This window comes from Nostocoides sp. (genome assembly GCF_035343835.1).
Taxonomy (GTDB): Bacteria; Actinomycetota; Actinomycetes; order Actinomycetales; family Dermatophilaceae; genus Nostocoides_A; species Nostocoides_A vanveenii.
On record NZ_DAOQZV010000119.1, the window covers coordinates 1 to 9,526 of the forward strand.

The 9,526-nt window shown below is 69.3% G+C and carries 11 protein-coding genes; 6 read left to right on the top strand and 5 right to left on the bottom strand.

The features are described from left to right. Positions 1 to 402: 402 nt before the first annotated feature. From mscL to PKH97_RS09755, 5 genes are all read right to left on the bottom strand, one after another. A complete protein-coding gene (gene mscL / locus PKH97_RS09735; RefSeq protein ID WP_324387211.1) occupies positions 403 to 759 on the bottom strand; it encodes a large conductance mechanosensitive channel protein MscL in 357 nt (118 codons plus the stop codon). Between the two features lie 163 nt (positions 760 to 922). Continuing rightward, the gene (locus PKH97_RS09740) at positions 923 to 1,591 is read right to left on the bottom strand and encodes a hypothetical protein (RefSeq protein ID WP_324387212.1); all 669 of its coding nucleotides are present in this window, start codon (positions 1,589 to 1,591) and stop codon (positions 923 to 925) included. A gap of 46 nt (positions 1,592 to 1,637) precedes the next feature. After that, complete coding sequence (locus PKH97_RS09745; protein ID WP_324387213.1) at positions 1,638 to 2,006, bottom strand: FmdB family zinc ribbon protein; 369 nt, start codon at positions 2,004 to 2,006, stop codon at positions 1,638 to 1,640. 170 nt (positions 2,007 to 2,176) lie between these two features. Next, the gene (locus PKH97_RS09750) at positions 2,177 to 3,775 is read right to left on the bottom strand and encodes a potassium/proton antiporter (RefSeq protein ID WP_324387214.1); all 1,599 of its coding nucleotides are present in this window, start codon (positions 3,773 to 3,775) and stop codon (positions 2,177 to 2,179) included. A 37-nt stretch (positions 3,776 to 3,812) separates the two neighbouring features. After that, a complete protein-coding gene (locus tag PKH97_RS09755; protein WP_324387215.1) occupies positions 3,813 to 4,391 on the bottom strand; it encodes a 5-formyltetrahydrofolate cyclo-ligase in 579 nt (192 codons plus the stop codon). A gap of 23 nt (positions 4,392 to 4,414) precedes the next feature. Here PKH97_RS09755 and PKH97_RS09760 point away from each other — a divergent pair, with 23 nt between their 5' ends. The 6 genes from PKH97_RS09760 to PKH97_RS09785 all read left to right on the top strand — a co-directional run. After that, positions 4,415 to 5,800 carry a UTP--glucose-1-phosphate uridylyltransferase gene (locus PKH97_RS09760; protein ID WP_324387216.1) on the top strand — a complete coding sequence of 462 codons (1,386 nt, stop codon included), beginning with the start codon at positions 4,415 to 4,417 and terminating at the stop codon, positions 5,798 to 5,800. Positions 5,801 to 5,843: 43 nt separating this feature from the next. Then, positions 5,844 to 7,028, top strand: coding sequence for a gephyrin-like molybdotransferase Glp (glp, locus tag PKH97_RS09765; protein ID WP_324387217.1), 1,185 nt, complete (start codon positions 5,844 to 5,846; stop codon positions 7,026 to 7,028). Beyond that, the gene (moaC, locus tag PKH97_RS09770; RefSeq protein ID WP_324387218.1) at positions 7,025 to 7,513 is read left to right on the top strand and encodes a cyclic pyranopterin monophosphate synthase MoaC; all 489 of its coding nucleotides are present in this window, start codon (positions 7,025 to 7,027) and stop codon (positions 7,511 to 7,513) included. The genes glp and moaC overlap by 4 nt, the downstream gene beginning before the upstream one ends. After that, positions 7,506 to 8,027, top strand: a complete 522-nt coding sequence (locus PKH97_RS09775; RefSeq protein WP_324387219.1) for a MogA/MoaB family molybdenum cofactor biosynthesis protein — start codon at positions 7,506 to 7,508, stop codon at positions 8,025 to 8,027. Before moaC ends, PKH97_RS09775 begins: the two co-directional genes overlap by 8 nt. Positions 8,028 to 8,030: 3 nt before the next feature. After that, positions 8,031 to 8,630 (top strand): GNAT family N-acetyltransferase, encoded by a 600-nt coding sequence (locus PKH97_RS09780; protein WP_324387220.1) that lies wholly within the window; start codon positions 8,031 to 8,033, stop codon positions 8,628 to 8,630. A gap of 182 nt (positions 8,631 to 8,812) precedes the next feature. After that, positions 8,813 to 9,526, top strand: a 714-nt coding sequence (locus PKH97_RS09785; RefSeq protein WP_324387221.1) for a hypothetical protein, incomplete at its 3' end; no start/stop codon positions are given.

Below are 9,526 nucleotides of genomic sequence, written 5' to 3' on the forward strand. Positions count from 1 at the left end.
CGGCGAACGAGCCGCGCGACGTGCGTCGAGTTGCGGGGACGCCCTCAGCCGGGCCTGCTGCCGGAGCCGGCAAAGCCCGGACGAACGACGGACAGCCTACGTCGCTGCCGCCGGTCCCGGAGTCGGCGCATGATCGCTGGCTGCGTGAGAACCGGCCACCGCACTGGGGCTGATCAGCGCGCACTTCGCAGACGCAGTGCTTTCCGGAATCGAATTACCTAGTCGATCACCTAAACATTCTGTCCATTTACTCATCCGCCCGGCGCCGGCTTGTGCGCAGGTCTTGAGAAAACCACATGCTGCCTAATAGGTGCGCTGGGCAATTGCCAGCGGGCCGGACGGAAAGGGATTTCCTTCCGTCCGGCCCGCTCGGGCGTTACTTAGCGCCGCTGCTTAAAGGGGTCAGCGGCCGGCTCGGATCGCGTCGCGGATCTCGGTGAGGAGAACGGTGTTGGCGTCAACGGCCTCGGCCGCCGGGGCGACGAAGCGGGTCTTGGCGGCCTCGTAGGGCTTGACGACGAAGAAGTAGATGACGAACGCGACGATGAGGAACGCGATCAGGGCGGTCAGGAACGCGCCGACCGGCACGCCACCGGGCTGGTAGGAGTTGAAGTTGGGGTTGCCACCGATCTTGCCCAGGATGGACATGAACATGTCGGTGAAGGCCTTGACGACGGTCGCGAAGGACGCGCCGATGACGAAGGCAACGGCAAGCTCAACGAGGTTGCCGCGCATGACGAACTCTTTGAAACCCTTCATGGGATTCTCTTTTTCCTTTGGGTGAGGTGATCTTTCGCGCCATCACCACCGTCGGGAGGCGCCGTGCTCACATGTGAGCCGCCGACAAGTATACCGGACTTTTTCACGGTCTTCTCATCGACGCTTTGTCTCCCGGTCCTGCGCCTTTTGGTGGCATAAGTCTTCAGGGATTTGTGCTCGGCGTCCGCGGGAGCACCGTGACCCACCACGCGGTGGCGGATCGCTCCGACCCGCGCTGACCAGCGGGTATGCCGGCGGCTTCGCGGGCCAGGACCGCGACGAAGACGGTCGCCGTCGCGGCCGAGGGATCGGCGCCGGAAGCGGGACCGAAATCCGAGTCGTGCAACGCAGCCGGGCGTGTCACATCAACCACAAGGGCCTCAGTGGCCACATGTTTGCTGCTGCCGGATCGGTAGATGTCGACCCGATCGCCCGGCTGCAGGCGAGGGGCGAGCGCCGCGTCGATGGGCACGACGATGCCGATGCGGCCGGGGGGCACGTCAACCGCTCCTGCGCCGTCTCCCGGTCCGGGTGCCGACGTCCCGGAAGCGCTGGGGGTGCTGGTCGGGGATGCCGACGCACTCGGTAACCCCGTCGGCAGCAGCGCACCGCCGGTCGCGTGACCATTGACATCGGGCACCGGGTCGGCCGGCCCCGCCGCACCCGGTCGCATCACGATCAGCGTCCCCGCAATCACCAGAAGGGCGACCGCCGCGATTCGGCGGATCAGCCGGCGTCGAAAGGCCGCTCGCCGGCCGGCACCGACGAGCCCGGCAAAAGGCGACTCGGGGGCGGCCAGCAAGGTTGTCCGGGACCGCAGATTCAGTGGCATGCCGCCACGCTAGGCATCGAGCTGACGGGCCGGAAGGCCCCCGCCCTCAGGCTGTGGATGCTGCGGATTTGCCCGTCGAACCTGTGGACGATGGCGTCGTCGCACTCGACCCCTTGGCCGGTGAGGCAGCCGTCGTGTCGGTGGCCGCGGCTGCCTTGTCGCTGCCCGAGGTGGCGTCGGAGGACGTGGCGGATGTCGATGACGACCCGCCGCTCGAGGCGGACGTGCCGGAGTTCCCCGAGCGCGAGTCGGTCCGATAGAAACCGCTGCCCTTGAACACCACGCCGACCGCATTGAACTGCTTGCGCAACCGACCCTGGCACTGCGGGCAGACGGTCAGAGAGTCGTCGGCGAAGGACTGGACGATGTCGAAGGCGTGCCCGCAGTCGGCGCACGCATAGGCATAGGTAGGCACGATTCCTCCGTTGAGTGGTGCCGCCAAGCGCGCAGTAGGTGGGGTGATCACCCGACCTGCTGCCCGGCAGGCGGCACGAGGTGCAGCGCCGAAGACGATGCGGGAAAGTTGCTCAAACTATAAAGGCGACCACCGTGTCGAACATTCCGCGCCAGCGCGACCGCCCGAGCTCACTCGGCCTTGTCGCCCACGCTGCCGACGGTGCCGCGCCCGGGACGCCCCGGTCGTTTGCGATCCTTGGCGGGCCGAGCCGACCACCCGGCGAGCCGGCCGGCCGTACTGATCGAGTGCAGCAGCTTCTCGGTCCGTTCGCGCGCGGCATTCGTGCACACGACAAGCAGTTGGTCGTCATGGCGCAGCGTGGTCCGCCCGGTGGGGACCATCGTCTGGCCGTCGCGTACCACCAGCGCAACGTCGGCGCCGTCCGGCAGGCGCAACTCAAAGATCGCGACGCCGTGCAGATGGGACGCCGGGCCGATGTCCACGTGGAGCAACTGCGCGCCGAGGTCATCCATGGGGGTGGACTCCACGGTCATCTCGCGCGCCTTGTGGCTCTCGGTGACCCCGAGGATCCGCGCCACCCACGGCAGCGTCGGTGCCTGAACCAGGGTGAAGATGACGACCAGGACGAAGACCAGGTCGTAGATCCAGTCGACATTGCGTGCCTTGGCGGTGACGGGCACGGTGGCGAGGACGACAGGAACCGCCCCGCGCAGGCCGGCCCAGGACAAGAAGAGCCGGTCTGCTCGCGAATAGCCGAACAGGATCGTCGAGGCAACCACCGACAACGGCCGGGCCAAGATGAGCAGCACCAGGCCGATGACCAGGGCGGGGACCACTTGCGTGGGGAAACCGCTCGGCGAGGCGAGCAGGCCCAGGAGCACGAAGAGGCCGATCTGGGCCAGCCAGCCGACCCCGGTGGCGAAGGCATGGACGGCTGCGCGATGCGGCAGCCCCATATTGCCCAGGACTAGGGCCGCGAGGTAGGTGGCGATAAAGCCGGACAGGTGCAGGGAGGCGGCCACGGCATACGCCAGGACGGTGACGGCGATGATGCCGATGGAGAAGAGGCCGGAGGCACCCGCCGCCGACAGGCGCATCAGCCGACCGCCCAGGTAGCCGACGAGCAGCCCGATCAGCGCCCCGCCGGCCAGTTCGGCGATCGCGACGAAGGGCAGCCAGAGAGGGGAGATCACCTCGCCGGTGTGCGCGGCATAGGCGCTCAGCGCGGTGACGAGGATGACGACCGGGGCGTCATTGAAGCCGGCCTCGGCCTCCAACATTCCGGTCAGGCGTCGTGGCAGTGGCACATTGCGGAGCACGGCGAAGACGGCGGCAGCGTCGGTGGAGGACAGGATCGCCCCGATGAGCAGGGCGGTCACCCAACTCCAGCCGAGGACGTAGTGACCGGCGGTGGCCACCACGGCGACCGAGACGACCACGCCAACGGTGGAGAGAATGAGCGCGGGCCCCACGGCGCCGCGGATCCCCGACCACTGGGTCGAGAGGCCACCTTCGGCGAGGATGAGGATCAAGGCGGCATAGCCGAGGACCTGGGTCAGTTGCTCGGATTCGAAGCCGATGCCGAGGCCGTTCTCCCCGACCGCTAGGCCGACGGCGAGGTAGATCAGGAGCGACGGCATGCCGGTGCGTGTGGAGAGACGGATCGCCGCGACGCAGACGATGAGAATGAGGGAGCCGACCAGCAGCGCTATGGTCAGCTCGCCCAGCGTGAATCCCGCGGCCAGATCGGTCGCCAAGGGGAACACGGTGGGGCCTCATTCGTATCGACGGGGAGTGTTGCGCTCAGTCTCCCAGCCGGCGCCGCCGATCCGGTCCCACCGCGCTCAGTCCGTTCGCTGTCAGCACCAGATCGACTGGTCGATCCCACGGATCGGTCGGCAGCGGGCGCTCGTCGAGCTCGCCGGGGTGCAGCAGAGCGACCACCACGGCGTTGTCGGTGGCCCGTGGCAGGGTGCGGTCATAACATCCACCGGCCTGCCCCAGCCGGTTGCCAAGGGCGTCGACGCTCAGTGCCGGTATGAGGAGCAGCCGGCAGCGCGCGACGGCGTCCAGGCCCAGGGGTGTGCGGTCCGGATCGTCCAGGGCGAACCAATCGAGGTCGAAGGAGGGCAAGGTGATCGGCACGATGACGCGCGCGCCCCTGACGGCGAGCAGGCGGCATACGGCGTCGGTGTGCGGCTCGTGGGGGAGATGTTCGTATGCCGTGACCACGTCCCCGGGGCCGATCCCCAGACGCGCGATGAGCGGTTCGAGATGCCCGGCCAGCGCGACGCCGTCGGCGCGGAGGTCGCGCTCGGCCGCGATGGCCCGGCGTCTGGCCCGGTGGGCTGCCCGCGTCTGCTGCTTCGCCGTCAGCGTCATGGGGGGCATCGTAGGCTGGCACCATGAGCGACGAAGGGCTGGCAAAGGCGCGGGCGGCCATGACCGAGCGGGGGACGTCGGCGGCCGCGATCGCGGTCTTCGAGCGCTTCTACCGGTTGCTGGAGTCGGGTGCGCAGGGGCTGATTCCCGAGGACACGATCGATCCTCTCAGCGAGGTCACCAGCCTGGCCGACGTTCAGGTCAGCGAGGAAGAACGGCGCGCGGCCCTCGCCCAGGTCGCGGTGATCAAACTCAATGGGGGGCTGGGCACCAGCATGGGCCTAAGCGGCCCCAAGACCGCGCTGCAGGTGCGCGGCGAGCTGACCTTCCTCGACATCATCGCCCGGCAGACGCTCGCCCTGCGCCGGCGGTATGCCGTGGACCTCCCGCTGCTATTGATGGACTCCTTCCGCACCAGCGAGGAGTCGTTGGCCATCCTGGCCGCGTATCCCGACCTGGCCGTCGACGGGCTGCCCCTCGACTTCCTCCAGAATGCCGAGCCGAAGCTGACCGCGGACGGGTTGGAGCCGGTGTCGTGGCCGGCGGACCCGAGCCTGGAGTGGTGCCCGCCCGGGCACGGCGATGTCTTCGTCTCCCTCCAGGGAGCCGGCCTGCTGGAGGCCTTGCGGTCCAAGGGGATCCGCTATGTCTTCTTGTCCAATGCCGACAATCTCGGTGCGACCTGCGATCCGGACATCGCGGCCTGGCTGATCGCCAAGGACATCCCGTATGCCGCGGAGGTCTGCGAGCGCACGGCGAACGATCGCAAGGGCGGCCATCTCGCGGTGCGCAAGACCGACGGCCGGTTGATCCTGCGCGACTCGGCCATGGTGGCGCCCGGTGAGGACCACTACTTCCAGGACAACACGCGGCACACGCTCTTCCATGCCAACAACCTGTGGGTCGACATCGAGGTGCTGGCCGGGCTGCTGGCAGACGGCGACGGCGTGCTCGGGCTGCCCATCATCGTCAACCGCAAGACCGTCGACCCGACCGACAAGGGATCGACCAAGGTCATCCAGATCGAGTCGGCCATGGGAGCGGCCATCGAGGTGTTCGAGGGGTCACGGGCGATTGCGGTGCCCCGCAGCCGGTTCCGGCCGGTGAAGTCCACCAACGAGTTGCTCCTCGTGCAGTCCGACATCTTTGAGCTCGATGACGACGCCCAGCTCGTCTCGACCATCACGCACGCCGAGCCCGCGATCTCGTTAGGCGCCGTCTTTACCCACGTGCCGGGCTATCTCGCGCGCTTCCCCGCAGGCGTGCCGAGCATGCGCGAGTGCATCAGCTTGTCGGTGCCCGGTGACGCCACCTTCGGCGCGAACGTCAGGTGTGTCGGCGATGTCGTCGTCGGCGGCGAGGGCCCGCGCACCATCCCCGACGGCGCTGTCCTCGCCGGGACCGTCTGAGATGCGGTCGGTCGCGGAACACCGCGAAGCGATCCTCGCAGCGGTGGCTGCGGCGGAGCCCGTCGAGCTGGAGTTGTCCGCCTGTTGCGGGCTGGTGACGTGCACCGACGTTGTGGCCCGCGTGGGCCTGCCGGGCTTCGACAACTCCGCGATGGACGGCTACGCCGTTCGGTCCGCCGATGTCGCCGAGGCGAGCGATGACCGGCCGGAGGTGCTCCGCGTCGTCGGTGAGGTAGCGGCCGGCGGGGACGCCGCCGGTCTCGTTGTCGGCCCGGGCCAGGCGGTGCGCATCATGACCGGAGCGATGATGCCCGCGGGCGCAGACGCCGTTGTCATGGTGGAGCGGACCGACGGCGGCGTGGATCAGGTGAGTGTGTGCGCCCCCGTGCCGGCGGGCCGGTCTATCCGCCCCGCCGGCGAGGACGTTCGGGCGGGTGCGGTCGTCATACCGGCGGGGACGCGGGTGGGCGCCCGCACCATCGCGCTGGCGGCGGCGACCGGTCACCCGATGTTGCGCGTGCGGCCCCGTCCCCGGGTCGCGGTGATCTCCACCGGTGACGAGCTGATCGAACCGGGCCGGCCCCTGCGGCCCGGGCAGATCCACGAGTCGAACTCGCTGATGTTGGCCGCGGCGGTGGAGGGCATGGGCGCGCAGACGGTGGAACGCCTGAGTGTCGGCGACGACCCCGACGAGTTGGTTGCCCTGCTGACCACGCTCGCCGGCTGGTGCGACGCCATCATCACCAGCGGGGGCGTCTCGATGGGCGCGTACGACGTGGTGAAGGCCGCGCTGGCCGCGCATGGCGTCGACTTCGTCCAGGTTGCGATGCAGCCAGGCAAGCCGCAGGGCTTCGGGCTGTTCGGGCCGCGGCGCGTTCCAGTCTTCGCGCTGCCGGGCAATCCGGTGTCGGCCTTCGTTTCCTTCGAGGTCTTCGTCGCGCCCGCCCTGGACGCGATGATGGGCACGACGCACGAGCGCCGCATCGTGCGCGGGGTGATGGGGCACGAGTTGACCTCGCCGGCCGGCCGGACCCAAATCGCCCGGGCGGTGACCTCCCGGACCGATGCCGGCTGGCTGGTGGATCCTGTTGTGGGTCAAGGCTCGCACTTCATCCACGATCTGGTGCGCGCGAACTCCCTCGTCGTAGTCCCCGAGGCAACGACGCGACTGAAGACCGGTGACGAGGTCGAGGTCTGGTTGCTCGGCGACCGGGAGTTGACCGCGTGAGTGGCGAGCTGACGCACGTGCGGGCCGACGGGTCGGCCCACATGGTCGATGTCTCCGCGAAGGCGGTGACGGCACGGGAGGCGTCGGCGGCCGGGCGAGTCCTGCTCTCGCCCAAGGCGATTGAGGCCTTGCGGGCGGGTGAGGTGGTCAAGGGTGACACCTTGGCCGTCGCCCGGATCGCCGGCATTCAGGCGGTCAAGCGTACACCCGAGCTGATTCCGCTAGCGCATCCCATCGCCGTGCACGGCGTGGACGTCGACCTCAGCGTGACCGACGAAGCGGTCGAGATCCGGGCCTCCGTGCGCACCGCGGACCGGACCGGCATCGAGATGGAGGCGCTGACCGCCGTCGCCGTCGCCGCGCTCACGGTCATCGACATGGTCAAGGCGATCGACAAGCACGGGCGCATCACCGACATCCGGGTCACGGCGAAATCCGGTGGGCGGTCAGGGGATTGGATCGAATCGGAGCCCGTGGATGGCTGATCACGCGGCCCTGGCAGGCGTGCGGGCGCTGGTCGTCACCGCGTCGACGAGGGCGTCGTCAGGGGTCTACCCGGACCGGGGAGGGCCGCTGATTCGCGATGCCCTGCGAGCCTGGGGCGCGAACGTGGACGATCCGGTCGTCGTGGCCGACGGTGAACCGGTGGCGCGGGAACTGCGCGCGGGGGTCACGGCATACGACCTGGTGATCACGACGGGCGGCACCGGCTGCGCCCCGACGGACTCGACTCCCGAGGTGACCCGCCCCCTGCTGGATCGCGAGATCCCGGGGATCGCCGAGGCGATCCGCGCTGCCGGTGTCGCGGCGGGGGTGCCGACCGCGATGCTCTCGCGTGGCCTCGCGGGTCTGGCTGGGACCTGCCTCGTCGTCAACCTGCCGGGGTCGCCGGGCGGCGTGCGGGATGCGCTGACGGTCCTGGAGCCCGTGATCGGACACGTGATCAGCCAGGTGCGCGGCGGCGACCATCCGTCGCCAGCGACCCAGGTCTCGGACTGACGCGTGGGGCAGCGGCTCTGGCCGGTCGAGCTCTCGGGTCGGTTGGCGGACGGTTCGAGCATCGGCCTGCGGCCCTTGCGCCGGTCGGACAAGGACGCCTTTTTCGCTCTGCGACAACACAATCGGGACTGGCTGCGGCCGTGGGAACCGACCAATCCCGACGGGTCCTCGCGTCGCGTGAGCTTCGCCCGCATGCTGCGAACGCAGCGCGAGCAAGGCCGGGCCGGCCGGGTGCTCGCCTTCGGGATCACCGTGGATGGCTCGCTGGCCGGGCAACTCAATGTCAGCAATATCGAGTTGGGGGCGTTCCGCTCTTGCACCATGGGCTACTGGGTCGGCGAGGCGTATGCCGGCCGTGGCGTGACTCCGACGGCGGTCGCACTGGCCGGCGATTACGTCCTGCGGGCGGGGAATCTGCACCGGATCGAGATCAACATCCGCCCGGAGAATCTCGCCTCGCTCGCTGTTGTGCGCAAGCTCGGTTTCCGGGCCGAAGGGCTGCGGCCGAACTATCTGCACATCGATGGCGACTGGCGTGACCATCTCTCCTTTGCTGTCACCAGTGAGGATCTCGGACCCCGGGGGCTGATCGGGCGGCTCTGACCGGCGGGGTCGTTCGCGGGCCTTTCGCGGGTCGCCCGCGTGGTCCTGGGAGGCGATTCTTGCGTGTGGTCTCGCCCTGAGGCGGGCGCGGGGCGGCCTTCTGCCGGAACAAAACCGGCCGGCTCGGCGACACACCGACGATGCTCCCCGGGTAGTGCGAGCGCGCTGCCTACGGTGGTCCCGTGCAGCCCAGTAGCGTGATCTTCCTTGTCGTCATTGCCATTTGGGCTGCCTATCTGGTGCAGCACTGGGTGGGCCGGCGCGAACATCTCGCCACTGCCCGGACGGTCGACCGCTTCTCGGAGTCGATGCGAATCCTCGACCGGGGCAAAGGTCTGCCCGAGAGCGACGCGCCCACGGTGGCCGCAGCCTCCTCGGCGCGCGTGCACCGCAATGCCCTCACCGTGAGCCGGGGCGGAGCTGAGGCCGATCCGTCCGACTTCACCCGCGGTGCCGGTCGTCGTCTCGCGGACCGCGTCGCGTCGACGGCTCGTTCGGCGGCTTCGACCGAACATCGTGATGCGGCAACACAATCCGCGCGTCAGGCCGGCGAGCGGGCCCGGGAGCTGGGCAGCAGGACCGTCAGTTCCGTCTCCGCGGCGACGGCGCGAGCGACCTCCAAAGCGCGCGCTTCGGCCCCGGCGAGCGATAGCAAGGTGCCGTTCTTCGGGCGCGCGACTCGTGGCGTGCTCGTGATCGGTGCCAGCGTCTTCACGCTCGTCAGCGCCCTGCTCGCCAGCCTCGGGGCGGTTCGCTGGGTCTGGCCGGTGCTTGGCGTCGTGGCCACCGGCCTGGCCATGTGGTGGCTGCGCCGTGCGGTTGCTGCTGCCATAGCGGCTCGTCGTCGCGGACACGCGGCCGGCGTGTCGACCGTATCGGGCCACGCACCTGCGCAG